This is a genomic window from Lysinibacillus sp. JNUCC-52, from assembly GCF_015999545.1.
Taxonomy (GTDB): Bacteria; Bacillota; Bacilli; order Bacillales_A; family Planococcaceae; genus Lysinibacillus.
Genome location: NZ_CP065546.1, coordinates 4,509,197 through 4,527,513, shown reverse-complemented (window position 1 = coordinate 4,527,513; position 18,317 = coordinate 4,509,197). Strand labels below are relative to the sequence as shown.

Here is an 18,317-nt window from a genome sequence, read left to right as displayed (position 1 = left end):
TTTTATCATACCAAATGCATACAGCAACTAATTTCCTTTTTGTGCTGTATGCTCTTTCTGATGAAAATTAGCTGTTTCAAGTAAAAAGCGAAGAAGACAAATTACGACAACGATAAAAGGAATAGATACTTTTTTAAACGATGTCGATTGCATTGGTAAATCCAACAAGAACCATTCTAATGTGATTGTTACAATTAGTCCTAGTAAAAAAGAAGTCAATACTGCTGGTATAATATGCGTATATCGTAAAGTCATATATAAAAAGAAACCTACTACAAATAGTGCTAATGTTAGAAAACTCCAATGAAATAATTTGGAGCTATCCTCAAACAATTCCCACTTCTTATAAAAACCTATTGGATTCCAAGAAATTAAATGAAAAAAATGAAGTCCTTTTAAACTTATCGCTAAAACAATCGCATAAACAACTGAAGTAATTAAGCCTACCTTCATAATTAATACCTCCTATTTTGACCTTTGTGCATGCGAGCATTGCAGCATGATCCTTAACACAATGGCTCGTAGTGTTATATCATTGTACACATACAAAGCAATCTTTCTGAAAATACAAAATTACACAATAAGTGTAACCATATAGAAAATTTACTATGCGTACCTCTAGAGGTTTTTCGCTAAATTTAGTACAATGGTACAGTTGAAATATATAAAGAGAGTGGTGTTAGCCTTGAGCAATTCACCTGTTTACGGGGGACAAGCACAATTAGAAGGTGTGATGTTCGGAGGAAAGGAACATACGATTACTGCCATTCGCCGTAACGATGATTCCATTGATTATTATCATTATAAAAAGGTTCAAAAACCGATTCTGCAAAAGCTAAAAAAAATCCCATTCGTACGTGGTGTTGTTGCACTTATCGAATCAGCAGGTTTAGGTTCACGCCATATGCAATTTTCAGGGGATCGTTATGACGTTACACCAGGCGAAGAAGCTGAAAATGTAGAAGAAGGCGGCTCAAAGTTACAAATGATTTTAGGCGTTGCCGTTGTCGGCATTCTTTCCTTTCTATTTGGGAAATTCGCCTTTACTTTAATTCCAGTATTTATTGCCGATTTCTTTTCTAGATGGATTGATGGTAAAGTAGGCCAAGTCCTTCTGGAAAGTGGCATTAAACTACTTCTTTTGCTTACCTATTTATACTTTATTTCTTTAACACCGATTATTAAACGCGTTTTCCAATATCACGGTGCCGAGCATAAAGTAATCAATTGCTATGAAGCAGGTATGGATATTACTGTAAAAAATGTACAAGCGCAATCTCGTTTACATTATCGTTGTGGTAGTAGCTTTATGTTATTCACTGTATTCGTTGGTATGTTTTTGTATTTCTTCGTACCAACAGATCCTCTGTGGTTACGAATTGTAGACCGTATTTTATTAATTCCCGTTGTTTTAGGGGTATCATTTGAAGTATTACAGGCAACAAATGCATGCCGTAACATTCCTTTGTTACGATACTTAGGCTATCCTGGCCTTTGGCTACAATTATTAACAACAAGAGAGCCTCAGGACGAACAAGTGGAAGTAGCAATTGCATCTTTCAATATGTTACTCCAAGTCGAACAGCAACCTGAAATTGCTGCTACATTAAATCACGACTAGCATAATAAAAACGCACAATACGCTGAATTCTATAGCATTGTGCGTTTTACATTTTTTATACCTTAAATGCCTTTTATAAAGACTGAACAGCATTTAATTGCTGCTTTGCACATTCATATTCCTCTTGTAATGTCGTAATAATTTCAAGGACTGACTCGCGTTTTTCAATATTTGTGACACCATGCCCTGCTGACCAAATATCACGCCAAGCCTTCACATTTACAAGGTGTGTTAAATCAATATCTTCCCTCGGCTTTAAGGTCGTCGGGTCAATCCCTTCCTTTAATAAAGATGGAATTAACACATTCACATGAACCCCACTGAACGCATCTGTATATAAAACATCATCTGTTTTGCTGTCGATAATCATCTTTTTATAATCCTCTGGAGCATTCCCTTCATGACAAGCGATAAATCGCGTTCCTAAATATGCATAGTCCGCACCAATAATTTGCGCTGCCAAAACATCGGCACCACTTGAAAGAGACCCTGATAATATAATTGTTCCATTAAAGAATTTCTTAACGGCCGACACAAAGCCAAATGGATTTAATTGCCCACCATGTCCACCTGCCCCTGCACAGACAAGAATTAAGCCGTCCACACCTGTAGCGGCTGATTTCTCCGCATGCTTAACGTTTGCTACATCAGCATATACTTTACCGCCATAGCGATGGACAATGTCGATGACCCTTTTCGGATTACCAAGCGATGTAATAACAATCGGCGGCTCAAATTCCTCAATTAACTGCAAATCTTCCTCAAAACGTGCATTCGCTACTGGATGACAAATAAAATTGACTGCCCACAGCTCCGTTGGTAATGCTTCTTTAATCTCTTGTAACCATTCGGCGCAAGTTGACGCAGGTCTTGCATTTAATAACGGAAACGAGCCAATAGCCCCCGCTCGACTAGCCTCAATGACCATCGCTGGATTTGATACTAAAAACATCGGTGCTACAATAATTGGTAATCGTGACATATACTCTCCCCCTTTTTATTAAATATTCTATTAATATCATAAAATCCCTACTTTACGAACTAATTTTATAAATCTTCCTTTTCGAAAATTGATCCGTTATAAGAATAAGTCGTGTGCATAAAAAAATGCCTATCCACCTCATTTGACGGATAGACACTTTAAGTTAGTTAAATATAAGTAACTCTTCTGCAACAGTTTTTAAATATTCTTCCTCAAACATCACATAATATTTTCCATCTATCATGTCATCTCTAGTTCCAGCACTTAAAGATAATGATTCAATTGATTTAATTTCTAGGTTTTGCTCTAACAATTGATCGAGTGGTAGATTAGTTTCAATTTGAGATAGCAGTTCTTTTAATTGTTCTTCTGGCATTTCATTTTCCATTTTATTACTAACTGCATGAATGAGATGCAAGAGGTTTTCTTCACTTAAATTTCTTCCATCTGTAGCCGCCATCATTAATGCCACAACCTCTTCCCCATTTAACCGATTGGTTCCTTTTTGAAAATCAAATGCCACACTCGTTATAGCTCGTACTCGAGTATCTTCCTGTAAGTCGTAATCTATACCATTCACAGCATGTATGAATGTGGAAAAGGTTTCTAAATCTATAACAGCATAATAATCAATTGGTAAATTAAATAGTTTTGACACTGTTGCTTTAACATTTTCTGCCCCTCCCAAACCGTAGGCATACGCAAATAACAATTTATCGTTCGAAGTTGTTCCATCCATGTTTTTTATCGGTGCATACGTAGCGCTTGGAATAGATAAAACTTTCATCATCTTTTTATTTTTACTATATGTAAGTAATAGATTAAGTGGTATTCTGTTATCCTCCGTTTTTGCCTTCACAGTAATGAGCGTAGTTAAAATGGCATCATCCTGATAGGCATCCCCACTAATATCACTTTTGTTAAGCTCGTTTTGAACATTTCCAGTTCCAACAAAAATCGATGGAATAAATAAAAATAAACATAAGCCTATTGCTAATAATGAAACTGTAAGTGGCGCGAGTCTTTTTGGGGAAGAAAAAAGAGATTTCTTTTGCATTTTATCTTTCTTCTCCAGTGTACGAATTTGTTCAAATACTACATGTCGGTCTTCTTGTGTAAATATTAATTCTTTTTCGGAAGTCTTATAAAATTTTTCTCTTACATGTTTATCTTCCATTCAACTCTGCCTCCTTTATCATCGTCTCTAACCTCTGTTTTGCCCGTCTTAATCTCGTTTTTACTGTATTTACTGGAATATCTAAAATATCAGCAATTTCCTCTGTCTTTAACGACTCATAATAGTATAAATAAACGACTTCACGATACACTTTCGGAAGAGAAAAGATTGTATCTTTAATTTCTTCATTATGATATTTATCAATAACTGTTTTTTCGGTAGATGGGTATATTGACTTTGCAGTTTCTTGTATAAAACTTTTTACTTGCACCATTTTATAATGCCAACTTTTTAAATAATCTTTACATTCGTTAATTGTTATACGATAGAGCCATGTTTTTATTTGTGAATCAAATCGAAAGGAATCTAAATTTTTGTAGCATTTAATAAACGTATTTTGCACTAAATCCTTAGCAGTCTCCGAATCTTTCACATAAGAAAATGCCAATCGTACCAGCTCATTCCCATACTCAATCATTACTTTTTCTAGTAAAAAATCTTTTTCATCTTTCTCCACTCTACTACCCTCCCTTTCAACTAACTTCAAATTCTGCTATTAGACGACTAACAAATTTAAATAGGTTCAATTTCCAAAAAATATTTATTTTATAAGCATTTTCTTTTTATTGAAAAACATCCTTATAATTATAACTGACATAAAAAAACTTGTATCTTAGATTACAAATCATAGACACAAGCAAATTATTTATCCTATTCTTTTATCTATAAGAGTTCCTTGTAATTTACCAAAGAACATTGAGTTGCATATGCTAACTGTTCGTTTTAGATTTTGAGTAACTTTTTACTAATTGCTTTCAATCACCAAAAGCAAATAGAATTTCTGCTTCACATGCCAGCTCCCCGTCCACTGTAGCGATACCTTTTGCTTTTCCAATAGGACCTTTTAATCGCGTGATTTCAACCTCGAGACGGAGTTGATCTCCAGGCTTTACTTGCCGTTTGAAACGACAGTTATCTACTCCTGCTAACAGCCCTAATCGTCCTTGATTGCCTGCTTTAGTTAACATTACAACAGCACTTACCTGAGCTAATGCTTCTACAATTAAAACACCAGGCATAACAGGGTAATGAGGGAAGTGCCCTTTAAAAAAATTATCATTTATAGTTACATTTTTCATTCCAACGGCACGTTTTCCTTCTTCTAATTCCAAAATCCTATCAACTAAAAGAAATGGATAACGATGTTTAATAATTTCTTTTATTTTTTGAGTATCGTACATTATTAAATCCCCCATCACAATGTAATTCATATCCTAAACATCAATTTTACCACCAGATACTAATAGTTGATACTATAACATTTCTATCTTCCATGTATCACTATTCTAAAACTACAGCGATGCGGCTTAAAAATTCGAGGACGTTAGTTTTTCCACACTTCCCTTACGAAGGCCATTGCACGCTCAATAGTTGAGATATTCTTATTGTGCCAACTTTCACCCATTTCTCTTACCAATGAGTGAATAAACCCAATTTTACTAACAATTATTACATAATCCAGTAATACATTTATAACACCATCATTTAATCCCAACTCTTGTAAATCCATAACTAAATCTACATCATCTTTAGAAACATCAACACCTTTATATTTAAGATACTCAATTGATGTTAAGGATTTAACCTGTTTTATATACCATTCGTCGGAGCTCATTCCCATTTTTGCTTTAAATTTTTCTTCTCCTTTTGCTTCCCATTCCTCAATTGTAATCCCATGTACTTCTTGAAATCGTTCTTCGGTCGTCTTACCGTATATTACTTTGCCTTTTATTTTCTTATATCTCTTATCACGACTCATGCTATTTCACCCCTTTTAAATCATCGCACTCGTTAATTCAAAAAGTACATACTTTATTTAATATAAGTTAACAATACACTTTAATTAGGGAAAAATCGTAGAGAGGTGTATTGAAGAAAATGAAAAAGATAGTACTCGTTTTTATACTCTCACTTGTTCTCATTACTTCTTTTCAAACAACAACCGTTTCATCAGCAGAACCAACGCAAGATTCTGATCAGCTAAGATTACAGGATATGCTCATGTTAATGCTTAGTCCTTATATTGAAAAAGATTTAAATCGCTATTATTATCCAAAAATTTTAAAGGATTTTTCACCTGCTGTCACTCCTTGGAAAATCGAAGTGTTAGAAACGAGTAGAGTAAATGGTTTCCGAGGATTTAAATTGCAAATTACATTTGAAATCGAACCAACCGATGGTGGCCAGTGGATTCCAGTTGGGAAAGATCAAATGACCTATGAAATTTCTGCTGGACCAGAAATTACATTGATAAAACACACCCACCTAAAGACGTATAAATATCCACCACAATAATTTAAAATTGTTATCGAACTTTGTACAACTACCCTTCCCCAAAAGTATAAGAAGAACAGTGATGCTTATTAATACATTGTGCGCTATTATGAAAGTTTAAAAAATTTAAGTCGACTGCATACATACGTTGGTTTGCAGTAAACTATATTATAAAAGGCTCAAATGATTTTATGCTTTATTACATTAGTTTGGCTCTGCAACAATTGGGTACTATAAGAATAAAAGGAAGGAGAGATACGATGTTTGATCAAATTGCGTATTTTATATTTCAAGCCTTGTTAGTTTTAACAGTTTTGGTTGTAGTGATTGGAATACCGCTTGGCGATACACTGATTAGAAAAAAATAAGACTGCATCTAACTGGATGCAGTTTTTTATGAGGGGTTTTGTCTGTAAAATTCGTCAGGATGAGCAATTTCATTTTCAACAAAAAATCGCGCTGAGCTTTGAATCATTTCTATAAAGTCAGCATCGGTTAATGTAATGTTATTTTTTATCAAACGATTTAATTTTATTGATTCTATACTTCCAATGACTTTTGTTTCTTCTGTTAATACATTATATTGAACACGCATATATGTCTTTCCATCATATGTAACATAAGCAGTGACCTGACTGTTTTCCAAATTAATAAGAGGGTACTCTACTTTTATTCCACTAGAAACAAAGAGAGCTTTACCAGACATACACTTACGAATATAAAAAATTGCTGAAATAGCGCATGCGATACCCATTATCCTAGTTATATTACACAACGAACGCTTCATGTCTTCGCCCCCAACTATGTAGAAACCTAGTTTCTTAGTTCTGTCTATAATCATAACATTAATTACCAATAAAAAAATCACCTCACCCCTAATTATGTTTAGAGGTAAGATGATTCCACAAAGCTTTTATATCAATTCTTCAATTTACAAACCGCATTTTAATTGTGCACCACAGTTTGTACATGTGTTACAGCCACCCATTTCTTCGACTGTTCCTTTACGACATACTGGGCATGTGTTTCCTACATCCGAGCCAATTACAGTTGTAGACTCAAGCGCTTGAATCGTATCAACTAATACAACTGGACGTTTTGTGTGCTCTTCGACTAATTCTTCTTCAAATGATAACTGATCCATATCATTTTCTTCTGCTTTTAGTGTAAGCACTTGTGAATCACGGCTACCATCAACATAGACCGTCCCGCCTTTAGCGCCACCTTTATATAAGCGCTCGTACACTTTTTCTACTTGTTCAACTGTATAGCCTTTTGGAGCATTCACTGTTTTAGAAATTGATGAGTCAATCCATTTTTGAATAATGCATTGCACATCTGCATGCGCTTCTGGTTTTAATTCCATTGCCGTAACAAACCATTCAGGCAATTTATCTTCTGAAGCTTCTGGATGGCGGTCTAAGTATTCTTGAACAATTTCCGCTTTTACTTCAATAAATTTACCTAATCGGCCAGAACGATAATAAGTAAATGAGAAATACGGTTCTAGACCTGTAGCTACGCCTACCATTGTTCCAGTAGAACCAGTTGGCGCAACCGTTAGTAAATGTGAGTTACGAATACCTGTTGCTAAAATTTGCTCTTTAATGTGTGCAGGCATTTTTTGCATGAAGCCTGTTTCAGTGAACGCTTTGCGTAAACGGGCCGTTTCTTCCTCTGTCGCTCCAACTAAGAATGGGAAGCTACCACGTTCTTTTGCAAGCTCTGTCGAAGCTTCATATGCCGTTTCTGCAATTGTTTTAAAGATTTCATCTACAAGTGCATTACCCGCATCTGAGCCATATTCTTTTTCACAATAAATAAGTAAATCCGCTAAGCCCATTACCCCTAAACCGACACGGCGCTCACCAAGAGCTTGTACTCGGTTTTCTTCTAGGAAGTAAGGTGTTGCATCAATAACATTATCCTGCATACGAACACCAACACGAACTGTTTCACGTAATGCTTCATAATCGACTGTTTGGTGTTCTTTATCCGCAAACTGAGCTAAGTTGACAGCAGCTAAGTTACAAACTGAATATGGTGCTAGTGGTTGTTCCCCACATGGGTTAGTTGCTACAACACTTTGACCATAAGCTTTAGCATTTGTCATATCGTTAGCATTGTCGATAAAGAAAATACCTGGCTCTGCAGAGTATGTTGCACAGACGTTGATGAGGTTCCAAAGCTCTTTTGCCTTAATCGTACGATATGTGCGTACTTTGTAGCCCATCTTCTCCCATTCACGTACATCTCCAACTTTATGCCATTCACTGTTGTATATAGCCATTTCTTCTTTTGAATATTCTTCAACGGCTGGGAAACGAAGCTCGAAGTCAGCATCTGCTTCAACAGCTGCCATAAATTCTTTTGTTAACGTTACAGAGATGTTCGCACCTGTTAAAAACTCTGGGTTATGAACTGTGTACGTACCACCATCACGTAATTTATTTTCTGCTTCACGGATAATTCCACTGTCGAATCCGCCTAATCCCTCTATACCTTTATAATTAACAATGCCCTGATACATCGCTTCTTCTTGCGTTGTAAGCGGCTTAAAGTTTAATTTTTCTTTCGCTAGACGAATAATCGTCTCATCTGCTGTATTTTCCATTAAGTATCGTAGAATACGTGGATTTTGCATTTTTGAAATAATAAATTCCACGATATCAGGATGCCAATCTGCCAGCATAATCATTTGTGCCCCACGCTTTTTGTTACAAAAAAGTATATTAAAATACTTTTATGATGTGGTCATTTCTGCCACATTCTTATGCTTTCACATAAGATCAGACTATATCATCAAAGAAGGATTTGATTTTTTCATATTTGCGATTGAGTCGTATAGAGCCATACTTATATAACTGTTGCGCAATCTTTTTCACATCATCTTTACGAGTAATGTATAAGTCTACACAACCTTGTTTCGGATAAAGTTTATGGACTGATAAAGCTAGCTGGTTATTATGAAGAAATTGTAGCAATGACAGGAGCATATGACTATTTCCTGTAAACCCCAGTCTTCCACGACTTGATATATGACCATCTGCATCAAAAAAACCTCTTAAATACGCCCACTGTAAATCTTCTCTTCCAAAATTAATCCAACTTTCAAAACCTGTTTTTCGTGGTGTAATCCCTAATTTAATTAAATCATTACACATTTCTGTTGAATTGATTGGTAAAGCATATTTATTTTGCTCATTTGGCGCTGTGCTTGGTCGGAATTTCATTGCTTCCAACATACATAATTCTTTAGCGATATCATCTAGTAGTTGTCGATCTTGCTCTGCGAGTGATAACACAAGGCGTTTAGATTTCCCACGATCAAAAATCGTTCCATCACCTGTAATATAACCTACTAAATAAGCCTTATTCGCTGTATCTACTTGTTTAAAGTAGTGTTCATTATAACGATATTTCTTATTTTTCAGCTTACCAGCTTCACCAGGTGTTCTCGGTTTAAAAAGTTCTAATTCTTTATTCCATCTAAGAATCGTTCCTCTTCCTATACAAAGCGTTTTCGCAATATCTACTTGGCTCATTCCATGCTCATGTAACTCAATTATCTCTTTAATCAATCGTTCTTTGTCTCGCGCCTCGTAAGGACGTCTCCGTACATTACGATTTACTTCTTCCATGCTCCCACCTCCAAAGTGGCATATAAGTTTAGGAAGGTTCAATAGTCGTTGAACGTTCATCTGCATTTCCACAGATGCTTCGCTGCTGATTGCCCAATCTTTTCTTTTTTTAAGCATTCACGTTTAACTTCACAGTTTACGTTGTAGCAAGAAAAGCTCTCAGGGTGTTCCAGCAATTCACGAGATTTTAATCCCGCCGTTTTGGTTAACGGGATCCACCTTGCTCGACAAGGTGAGTCAGTTTTGCAATGTCATCTAGCCATGATACGGAACCTGAAGATTTACCGTTCACACCACGTGCTAACGTATTGCGAGGGCGTAGTGTTGAACCATTCGTTCCTACACCACCACCACGGCTCATAATTTCCATTACTTGCTTACGGTGATCACTAATCCCTTCGCGTGAATCCGCAACGAACGGCATTACATAGCAATTGAAGAAGGTTACATCTGTTTCAGAACCTGCTCCATAAATGACACGGCCAGCTGGTACAAATTTCAATGATAAAAGCTGTTTATAAAATTTCTCAAACCATTCTTGGCGTTTTTCGGCTGTTTTTTCAACTGAAGCAAGCCCTGTTGCATTTCGTTTTGCGATTTGCTCATAAAAAATTTCAAGAGGCTTTTCTAGCACGTCAATTGAACGTGTGATCACACCTGTTTCTTGCTCTTTTGGATCATCTAATGCGCTACGGTAGTCTTCCTCAATCAAAATGTCTGCTGTTTTTGTAGACATATCAATATGTTGTATTGTTCCTAAACCACGAGCAGGGAATTTTGGATCTGCCTTCACCGTTAATACGACGAAATCACCAGCTTTTAATGTTTTCTTTTCCGTATCTTTAAACGAGTAGCGATCGATCATTACAAGTCTTGATACACCTGTATGCGTAATGTGCATATCAGGCGTAACAGGGTGAACCTGTGGGAATTGCTCAATATCTTTGTTTAACTGTTCAATTTGTTTGTTTACATCGGGTTGATGATTTGTGAGTACCATCGTTTTGCCTCCCTTATTTTAAGCCTTACAATAATAAATACACAATATCATGTGTTGGTAAACACTACATATTGTGTATGTTGCTTTTAAAAAGATACTATATATAGTTTATTAATTCAACTCTTGCAATTTCAAGTAGAATGGTTACTGCTTGCCATTACAAGGTTTAAACGATAAAAAATATTTTTCTTATACCATATTTTACTTTTTAAAGTTCCAATCATCATGAGCATATTTTTTTTCCTCTAAATCACGCACATAATTTAATTGCTCCTCAGAAAGTGTAAATGCTTTTAATTCAATTTGCAACGATTTTGCAAAGCCATCTCGGAAAGCAGTGACACATTGTTCAATAGAAACAGGTTTTTGAACAAGACTATTAATAGCAACCGCCTTCTCTGGTAGTTTTTTTCGCATACGCTCTTTTGCTTCTTCACTAGAAAAATTAAATACAGATAATAATTTCTCTTCATCTAAATCAAGTAAAATCGCACCATGCTGTAAAATAACACCTTTTTGACGTGTTTGTGCACTACCTGCTATTTTTTTGCCTTCTACGACAAGCTCATACCAACTTGGTGCATCAAAGCATACGGCACTTTTTGGCTGTTTCAAATCTGCCTTCTTTTCTTCTGTATCAGGTACGCTAAAATACGCATCCATTCCTAAATTATGAAAGCCCTCTAATATCCCTTCACTTAGTACGCGATACGCCTCTGTTACTGATTCAGGCATATTAGGATAGCTTTCAGTAACAATTACGCTATATGTCAATTCATGTTCATGTAAAACTGCTCGACCGCCTGTTGGTCGACGAACAAACCCTATTCCTTGTTCACGTAACGCATCTAAATTAATATCTCTTTTCGCTTGTTGAAAATAACCAATCGACAATGTCGCTGGCTCCCACTCGTAAAAACGAATGACAGGAGGAATTAATCCCTCACTATGCCAATCAAGCAATGCCTCATCTAGTGCCATATTAAAAGAAGGACTACATTTTCCTGAATTTAGAAAATACCAAGTTGTCATTACGTCATCTCCTACATCTATAGATCATTTCTAGCCACAATCTAGTTAATTTTATCAAACTCATTGGACTATCGCTAGCGCATCTTTTATAATAATAAAGAAGATAGAAAGGGGTAAGAAGAAATTGGATATACTTATCACAATTGGTGTTATTTTAGTAGTTCTAATTGCATATATCGCTATTAATGCAATGCGTCTAAAAAAAGCCGTAACCAACTTAACACAAGAACAATTTATTGAAGGCTACCGTAAAGCGCAACTAATCGATGTGCGTGAACAAAAAGAATTTGATGCAGGTCATATTCTTGGTGCTCGTAACGTTCCTTCTACAGCATTACGTCAACGTCATAAAGAAATCCGCCCAGATTTACCAGTATACTTATACTGTCAAAATACAGGTCGTAGTGCGCGTGCTGCTCTTTTCCTAAAAAAACGTGGTTACAATCAAATCTACCAGCTTGATGGCGGCTTCCGTAATTGGACTGGTAAAATTAAAACAAAAAAATAATAATCACTGCGAATTTTATAAGGTAAAAGTGACTATTTTCAATAGTACAATTCTCCGTAAAGCAAGTATGTTGTATAAATCGACAGCAATACTTATTTTCGCACAAAAAGAATCCATTCCAATTGCATTGGTAATGGATTCTTTTTGCTAATATCCAGAGTTTCTTCTATATAATAGTAGTTGTCTAACGACTAACCATGTCGTTTAGCTTTCTCATTTTCTTTATCACAAAATAAATAGTAGAATGTTAAACTGCTCTAATGCAGTGTCCCGTCCATATAGCAAAAAGAGATTTTTGGCGTAAATATGAATTTTCTGCCCCCTCCATACTTGCTATACCCTTCCCCATTACAAAAAACAGTATGTCCAAAATAACTAACTTTCGTAACAAATTTATCAGCATAAACTTAATTCTTCTTTTTTGATGAAAACTACTGAAATTTTCCCTTGAATTAATTGCTAGGCATTGATAGGATAAATAATATCTTAAAATAATGTATAGATTAAAGCTATGAATGCTATGGATTAAACTATAGCAGGAGCATTTCTGGAGAGAGCGCAATTTGCGTCGCCGAAGGGTTCACTATCTCAGGCAAAAGGACAGAGGAGTAATATAAACTTTCATCACGAAAGCTATACCACACGAATGTTGAATTTATTTTAAACTAACCGAACTTTCGAACATGGTAATTGTTATTCTGACGTTTACGAGACTAGTGTCGCAACTAGTCTCTTTTTATTTTCCAGTCACAGCTTCTACGAATCTTATGGGGGAATGAACGTGGAACAACAACAATTAAAACGTGAATTAAAAAATCGCCATGTGCAACTTATTGCGATTGGCGGTACAATTGGTACAGGTTTATTTTTAGGAGCAGGTAAAGCGATTGCTTTAGCAGGACCATCTATTATTTTAGCCTATCTTATCGTCGGCACTGCTTTATTTTTCGTTATGCGAGCGCTTGGAGAACTGTTATTATCGAATGCTGGCTATACGTCATTTACAGATTTCGCTACAGAGTACATCGGCTCTTGGGCAGGATATGTCACTGGCTGGACCTATTGGTTTTGCTGGATTATGACTGCAATGGCTGATATTATTGCCGTCGGTGTCTACATACAATATTGGCTTAATATCCCGCAATGGGTGCCTGCAATTGGCTGTTTAGTCCTTTTATTATTTTTAAATTTATTGACTGTAAAACTATTTGGGGAACTCGAATTTTGGTTTGCTCTTATAAAAGTGGTAACAATTGTTGCGCTTATAATTATTGGATTATTCATGCTATTCACTGGATTCCAAACAAGCTCTGGAACAGTATCCGTGGAAAACCTCTGGGCACATGGTGGGCTCTTCCCTAACGGTATATATGGCTTCCTAATGGCATTCCAAATGGTTGTCTTCGCTTTTGTTGGGGTAGAATTAGTTGGTGTTTCTGCTGCTGAAACCGCTGATCCTCAAAAAAACATTCCATCTGCAATCAATAAAATTCCACTCCGAATTTTATTGTTTTATGTAGGGGCATTAGTAATCATCTTATGCATCAACCCTTGGTATGAAATGTCTGGAACAAGCAGTCCCTTCGTACAAGTTTTTACATTAGCTGGTATACCTATTGCAGCAGGTATTATTAATTTTGTCGTATTGACATCTGCCGCATCAGCAGGCAATAGTGGTTTATTTTCGACAAGTCGCATGCTGTATAATCTTGGTCGCAATAAACAAGCATCCGCTTCATTTGCAAAGCTAAATAAAAATAGTGTACCAAGTAATGCACTTACCATTTCTGCTATCGTTGTATCAGTGGGCGCATTACTAAGTAAGCTCATGCCAGAAAACGCCTTTAGCGTCGTGACAACAATTAGTGCAATTTGTTTTATTTGGGTATGGAGTATTATTTTAATCTCTCATATCATTTATAAACGTAAAAATCGCGCCCTACATGAAGCGTCAATTTTCAAAGCACCATTAACACCATTTGTGAACTATTTAGTACTCGCTTTCTTCGCGTTTTTATTAGTTGTTATGTTAATTTCCGAAGAAACAAGAACGGCTCTTTTACTAACACCTATCTGGTTTATCGGTCTTTTCATTCTATACAAACGCAAAAATCGCCAACAATAAACCACATCCACAGCAAAGACGCAATCTAACCATTGCGTCTTTGCTTTCATTATTACAGTTCCCCAATTATCTAGCGCTACAATGTGTAGCTGTAGCACTGATATTACTCTAACAGCCATAACCCCTTCTCTATTTACTGTCATTTAACTCTGTATCTTCAATTTAGTGCAATACTAATCTAGTTGTCAGGATATAGTTGTGATAACAATTCAACAACAGTCTCTCCTCACACATACTTATTGTTTACTAATATAAAAAATTTTTACTATATATTTAGACTGAATAATAGGGAGAAAAAATTGCGCATTTTCATTTATTTTTTATTGCGAATTTTCAGCTATTTTTTTTATAATGTCACTAAGAAATTAGTTGGGGGTGATTTTTTATGCTACCAGCATTTCGTAATGGAGACCGCTAATATTAACAATTATATAAATCAAAATTGTTAATATTAGCAATTTGATTCCAATAAAGCAAAACAGGAGGGATTTATATTCTTTCTGTTTTGTTTTCATTCTTAAACGGAGGAATATTTCGATGACTCTATTAAAAATAAAAAGGACTTTACAACCTTTAATTGTAGGCGAAAAAATAATCTTCGGTTTTGGTCAAGATGGAATAGAAAGGTCAATAGAAAAAAACGAACAAAATATTGATATTTTAAAAGTATTAAATGGCGAGAAAAAGCGTGATCAATTATCAATAAGCACAGAAGAATTTAATAATAAGGTTAAGGTTTTAAAAGATTTAGGTCTACTTACTATAAATGAATATGATAAACAATATAAATATTCACGCAACATAAATTTCTTCGAATGGATGGATATTTCAAATAATACTGACCCTTCGATTTATCAAAGAAAATTAAATAAAGGACATGTTTTGATCGTAGGTTTAGGTGGGATTGGTGCCAATGTATGTGAAATCTTAGCTAGACTTGGTATTCAAACATTCACTATCATTGATAATGATCAAATAGATGAAACAAATTTAACGAGACAGGGAACATATTTCGAGGAGGACATAGGGAAAAATAAAGTAGACATCGTTGAAAAATATATAAAAAAAATTGATTCAAAAATAATTGTGAATAAATTAAATAAATATTTAGCTACAAGAAATGATTTAAAGAATATTTTCCAAAAATATGACTTTGATATTTCTATATGTTGTGCAGATACGCCAAAATACAAAATTGTCGTATGGTTTGATGATTTATCAATAGAGTTTAATAAACCTTTTATTTCAGGTTCATATGCTTCTACAGTTATCAACACATTTTGTATGAATCCAAATTTAACGATAACAAGCTCTGAATTGTATGATGAGCAAGGTGCTCCAAGAGAACAACTTTTGGGAAACACTACATTCTCTACAAGTGTTATAGCACCAGTAACTTATATGGCTGCAGGATTAATCTCTTATCAAGCTTTCAGCGTTATTACACAACTAAATTATAAACCAGAGGCAATTCAAATTGATTTATTTAATTGGAATGTATATAAATATGACCTTAAGAAAAAATAAAAATTTTATTTACTTTATATCCGGTAGAGTGATAACAAATTTTGGAGATAGCTTATATACTGTTGTATTAGCCTATATAACTATCTCTATATACAATCTAGGTGCAGATTCTTTAGCACTCATCGGATTAATCGCCTTTTTACCCTCCTTAATTAACTTTGCCTTTGGAACTTTAATAGATAACTGTAGAAATAAAAAAAGCCTATTAATCTCTTTAGAAATTGTACAATTATTCTCTATTACAGGCATATTATGCACAGTATACTTCAGATTAGATATCCTCTTAATTTTCATATGTCATTTTATATTTTCATTTGCGAATACATTGATTTATCCAGTTCAATCCAGTTATATTCCTGAAATACTACGATTCAAAAAAACAGATATTGAAAAATCTGTTTATGTCATGAATATTACCAATAATACAGTTGATATAATATCTAATTTCCTATCTTCAGTGATTCTTATATATATATCTGTAATTAGTATACTACTCATTGACATGTTTACTTTTTTCTTATGTATAGCATTATTTTTGAAAATTTACGTAAAAAATATTGTATATCATCCAAACAATAATAATCAAATTCAAGACAAACCTAATTTTAAAAATAATATTTTGTATGCTTTTAAATATTTTTGGAAAGAAAAAACCCCGTCACGAATAGTTGTAATGGAAGGTATCTTAAGCGGTCTTACAACCATGGTCATGCGTATTATCGGTGCTTATCTAGTAATACTAAATATTGGCGTTGAATATCTAGGTGTCCTTTTAGCTATCCAGAGAGGGTCCGAGCTTGTTGGAGCTTTTCTCTCAAACCGTATTAAAATGCCTTTTAAAAACTTTTTCATGATAGATTATTTGGTTTCTGGCGCTTCTATTACACTGATAGCTTTCATTGATAGTATAGCCATAAAAACCGCACTCTTTGCATTAACATTTTTATTAATTGGTATGTCAGGAACAGTTTATGGAAAAATGATTTATCATTTTTATGATTTTCACCATATTGGCAAAGTGACTTCTGTTATTAATACAGTTTCGTCTTTTGCTATAGTTACATGTTTGTTAATACCTATGATATATGATGACGTAGAAAATTTAATCATTATAACAGGAATTATCACTGTTACGTTTGGTTTCTATCTCTTATTTTTCAAAAAATCGAATGTTTCTTTAGAAAAGATGTCATAGCTTAAGTCCTTTTTCCAAACTAGCAAAGAGAAATCCAATTCTATATGAATGAATACACTTTTTAATTTCGACTAGTCTTCACTTGCAATTAATATTTATTAAATTAATAAAAGAATAGCGTAAGTAAGTCTCTGTACTTATCTACGCTATTTGTTTACCTTATTAAAAAATATTCATATCCCACTCAGCTGCCACATGCTTTAGTAATTTTACTCCTGCGACACTATTGCCGATTTCATCTATAGCAGGTCCATAAATGCCAATACCACAACCAGCAGGGAAAGGTGAACCTAAGCTTGCGTGACTTGGAACTGCCGCAACAATGGCGCCCGAGACACCGCTTTTAGCGGGTAATCCAATAAATGCAGCGAATTTACCTGATGCATTATACATACCGCATGTCACCATCAATGCCTTCGCTAGTTTTGCCACCTGCTTAGGAAACAGCTGTGTTTGTAATAGTGGATGATAGCCATCATTGGCAATGATTAAACCGATCATCGCTAAATCCGAAACATTTACTTCAATTGCACATTGCTTCAAATACACTTCCAATGCCTCTTCTACAGGGCAATCTAAAAAGCCCGAATCCATTAAATAATACGCTAATGACCGATTGCGATTGGCGGTGTGCCATTCAGATTGAAAAACTTCTTCATTTACCTTTAATTTCTTCCCAACAATTTTCTCTAAAAAATAGAGGATTTTTGAAACTTTCTCCTGCGGGGAATTACCTGCAAGCATCGAGGAAACTGTAATGGCTCCTGCATTAATCATCGGATTAAACGGTTTTCCAGGCTGATGACTTTCCAGACGAATAATTGAATTGAAAGTATCACCTGTAGGCTCCACATCTACACGCTCTAACACATAAGGCAACCCTCGATCCATACACGCTAAAATAAATGTTACAACTTTCGAAACACTTTGAAGCGTAAAAAGTTCAGTTGTCTCCCCTCCATTGATTTCGTCATTATTTGGTCCGATAATTGAAATGGCCAATTGATGAGGATCTTTTTGAGCTAATGCTGGAATATAGCTTGCACATTTACCCTCTTGTGCAAATGGTCGAAACTCCTTTACCCACTCAGCTACAAGAAGTTGATGCGGATTATCGTAATCGTTGTTAGTATGATTGGTAAGCATTATACTATTCTCCTCTCTTAGATGAATGC

16 protein-coding genes, 2 pseudogenes and 1 riboswitch are annotated in these 18,317 nt (G+C 35.0%); of the genes and pseudogenes, 6 read left to right on the top strand and 12 right to left on the bottom strand.

Translation table 11 applies throughout. The features are described 5' to 3' along the window. Positions 1–27: 27 nt before the first annotated feature. Positions 28–453: a hypothetical protein gene (locus JNUCC52_RS22380; protein WP_173479072.1), complete on the bottom strand. Its 426-nt coding sequence runs from the start codon at positions 451–453 to the stop codon at positions 28–30. A gap of 193 nt (positions 454–646) precedes the next feature. On the opposite strand from JNUCC52_RS22380, the gene JNUCC52_RS22375 reads away from it, so the two are divergent. Continuing rightward, the gene (locus tag JNUCC52_RS22375) at positions 647–1,621 is read left to right on the top strand and encodes a DUF1385 domain-containing protein (RefSeq protein ID WP_173479073.1); all 975 of its coding nucleotides are present in this window, start codon (positions 647–649) and stop codon (positions 1,619–1,621) included. Between the two features lie 73 nt (positions 1,622–1,694). On the opposite strand, the gene JNUCC52_RS22370 is transcribed toward JNUCC52_RS22375, so the two are convergent. From JNUCC52_RS22370 to JNUCC52_RS22350, 5 genes are all read right to left on the bottom strand, one after another. Beyond that, a complete protein-coding gene (locus JNUCC52_RS22370; protein WP_173479074.1) occupies positions 1,695–2,603 on the bottom strand; it encodes an NAD(P)H-dependent flavin oxidoreductase in 909 nt (302 codons plus the stop codon). 163 nt (positions 2,604–2,766) lie between these two features. Beyond that, on the bottom strand, positions 2,767–3,780 hold the full coding sequence (locus JNUCC52_RS22365) for an LCP family protein (protein ID WP_337980877.1): 1,014 nt from the start codon (positions 3,778–3,780) through the stop codon (positions 2,767–2,769). Next, the gene (locus JNUCC52_RS22360; protein WP_337980876.1) at positions 3,770–4,297 is read right to left on the bottom strand and encodes a sigma-70 family RNA polymerase sigma factor; all 528 of its coding nucleotides are present in this window, start codon (positions 4,295–4,297) and stop codon (positions 3,770–3,772) included. The genes JNUCC52_RS22365 and JNUCC52_RS22360 overlap by 11 nt, the downstream gene beginning before the upstream one ends. Before the next feature lie 298 nt (positions 4,298–4,595). After that, the gene (gene fabZ, locus JNUCC52_RS22355) at positions 4,596–5,021 is read right to left on the bottom strand and encodes a 3-hydroxyacyl-ACP dehydratase FabZ (protein WP_337980875.1); all 426 of its coding nucleotides are present in this window, start codon (positions 5,019–5,021) and stop codon (positions 4,596–4,598) included. Between the two features lie 143 nt (positions 5,022–5,164). Next, on the bottom strand, positions 5,165–5,599 hold the full coding sequence (locus JNUCC52_RS22350) for a DnaD domain protein (RefSeq protein ID WP_337980874.1): 435 nt from the start codon (positions 5,597–5,599) through the stop codon (positions 5,165–5,167). 119 nt (positions 5,600–5,718) lie between these two features. On the opposite strand from JNUCC52_RS22350, the gene JNUCC52_RS22345 reads away from it, so the two are divergent. Continuing rightward, on the top strand, positions 5,719–6,135 hold the full coding sequence (locus tag JNUCC52_RS22345; RefSeq protein ID WP_337980873.1) for a DUF3888 domain-containing protein: 417 nt from the start codon (positions 5,719–5,721) through the stop codon (positions 6,133–6,135). A gap of 373 nt (positions 6,136–6,508) precedes the next feature. Here the strand turns inward: JNUCC52_RS22345 and JNUCC52_RS22340 are convergent, their stop codons facing one another. The 5 genes and pseudogenes from JNUCC52_RS22340 to JNUCC52_RS22320 form a co-directional block, all read right to left on the bottom strand. Beyond that, positions 6,509–6,901 carry a hypothetical protein gene (locus JNUCC52_RS22340; RefSeq protein WP_337980872.1) on the bottom strand — a complete coding sequence of 131 codons (393 nt, stop codon included), beginning with the start codon at positions 6,899–6,901 and terminating at the stop codon, positions 6,509–6,511. Positions 6,902–7,045: 144 nt separating this feature from the next. After that, positions 7,046–8,827: pseudogene (locus JNUCC52_RS22335) on the bottom strand (vitamin B12-dependent ribonucleotide reductase); the annotation flags it as partial. 76 nt (positions 8,828–8,903) lie between these two features. Next, positions 8,904–9,755 carry an LAGLIDADG family homing endonuclease gene (locus JNUCC52_RS22330; protein WP_337980871.1) on the bottom strand — a complete coding sequence of 284 codons (852 nt, stop codon included), beginning with the start codon at positions 9,753–9,755 and terminating at the stop codon, positions 8,904–8,906. A 208-nt stretch (positions 9,756–9,963) separates the two neighbouring features. Beyond that, positions 9,964–10,755, bottom strand: a pseudogene (locus JNUCC52_RS22325) (ribonucleotide reductase N-terminal alpha domain-containing protein); the annotation flags it as partial. A gap of 201 nt (positions 10,756–10,956) precedes the next feature. Then, complete coding sequence (locus JNUCC52_RS22320; RefSeq protein WP_337980870.1) at positions 10,957–11,787, bottom strand: lipoate--protein ligase family protein; 831 nt, start codon at positions 11,785–11,787, stop codon at positions 10,957–10,959. A gap of 124 nt (positions 11,788–11,911) precedes the next feature. Between JNUCC52_RS22320 and JNUCC52_RS22315 the strand changes: the two genes are divergently transcribed. The 4 genes from JNUCC52_RS22315 (at position 11,912) to JNUCC52_RS22300 (ending at position 17,142) form a co-directional block, all read left to right on the top strand. Beyond that, positions 11,912–12,295, top strand: coding sequence for a rhodanese-like domain-containing protein (locus tag JNUCC52_RS22315; protein ID WP_173479084.1), 384 nt, complete (start codon positions 11,912–11,914; stop codon positions 12,293–12,295). A gap of 537 nt (positions 12,296–12,832) precedes the next feature. After that, positions 12,833–12,909: riboswitch (glycine riboswitch) on the top strand. Positions 12,910–13,076: 167 nt separating this feature from the next. Further along, entirely contained in the window at positions 13,077–14,420 is a 1,344-nt protein-coding gene (locus tag JNUCC52_RS22310; RefSeq protein ID WP_337980869.1) for an amino acid permease, read from the top strand. 537 nt (positions 14,421–14,957) lie between these two features. After that, positions 14,958–15,947, top strand: coding sequence for a ThiF family adenylyltransferase (locus tag JNUCC52_RS22305; protein ID WP_337980868.1), 990 nt, complete (start codon positions 14,958–14,960; stop codon positions 15,945–15,947). Then, positions 15,898–17,142 (top strand): MFS transporter, encoded by a 1,245-nt coding sequence (locus JNUCC52_RS22300; RefSeq protein ID WP_337980867.1) that lies wholly within the window; start codon positions 15,898–15,900, stop codon positions 17,140–17,142. The genes JNUCC52_RS22305 and JNUCC52_RS22300 overlap by 50 nt, the downstream gene beginning before the upstream one ends. Before the next feature lie 162 nt (positions 17,143–17,304). On the opposite strand, the gene JNUCC52_RS22295 is transcribed toward JNUCC52_RS22300, so the two are convergent. After that, positions 17,305–18,288 (bottom strand): glutaminase, encoded by a 984-nt coding sequence (locus tag JNUCC52_RS22295; RefSeq protein WP_173479088.1) that lies wholly within the window; start codon positions 18,286–18,288, stop codon positions 17,305–17,307. Positions 18,289–18,317 lie beyond the last annotated feature (29 nt).

Bases quoted from the DNA above. Each gene is read 5' to 3' on its own strand.
- JNUCC52_RS22380 (WP_173479072.1), bottom strand. From the start codon at position 453: ATGAAGGTAGGCTTAATTACTTCAGTTGTTTATGCGATTGTTTTAGCG.
- JNUCC52_RS22375 (WP_173479073.1), top strand. From the start codon at position 647: ATGGTACAGTTGAAATATATAAAGAGAGTGGTGTTAGCCTTGAGCAAT.
- JNUCC52_RS22370 (WP_173479074.1), bottom strand. From the start codon at position 2,603: ATGTCACGATTACCAATTATTGTAGCACCGATGTTTTTAGTATCAAAT.
- JNUCC52_RS22365 (WP_337980877.1), bottom strand. From the start codon at position 3,780: ATGGAAGATAAACATGTAAGAGAAAAATTTTATAAGACTTCCGAAAAA.
- fabZ (WP_337980875.1), bottom strand. From the start codon at position 5,021: ATGTACGATACTCAAAAAATAAAAGAAATTATTAAACATCGTTATCCA.
- JNUCC52_RS22350 (WP_337980874.1), bottom strand. From the start codon at position 5,599: ATGAGTCGTGATAAGAGATATAAGAAAATAAAAGGCAAAGTAATATAC.
- JNUCC52_RS22345 (WP_337980873.1), top strand. From the start codon at position 5,719: ATGAAAAAGATAGTACTCGTTTTTATACTCTCACTTGTTCTCATTACT.
- JNUCC52_RS22340 (WP_337980872.1), bottom strand. From the start codon at position 6,901: ATGAAGCGTTCGTTGTGTAATATAACTAGGATAATGGGTATCGCATGC.
- JNUCC52_RS22330 (WP_337980871.1), bottom strand. From the start codon at position 9,755: ATGGAAGAAGTAAATCGTAATGTACGGAGACGTCCTTACGAGGCGCGA.
- JNUCC52_RS22320 (WP_337980870.1), bottom strand. From the start codon at position 11,787: ATGACAACTTGGTATTTTCTAAATTCAGGAAAATGTAGTCCTTCTTTT.
- JNUCC52_RS22305 (WP_337980868.1), top strand. From the start codon at position 14,958: ATGACTCTATTAAAAATAAAAAGGACTTTACAACCTTTAATTGTAGGC.
- JNUCC52_RS22295 (WP_173479088.1), bottom strand. From the start codon at position 18,288: ATGCTTACCAATCATACTAACAACGATTACGATAATCCGCATCAACTT.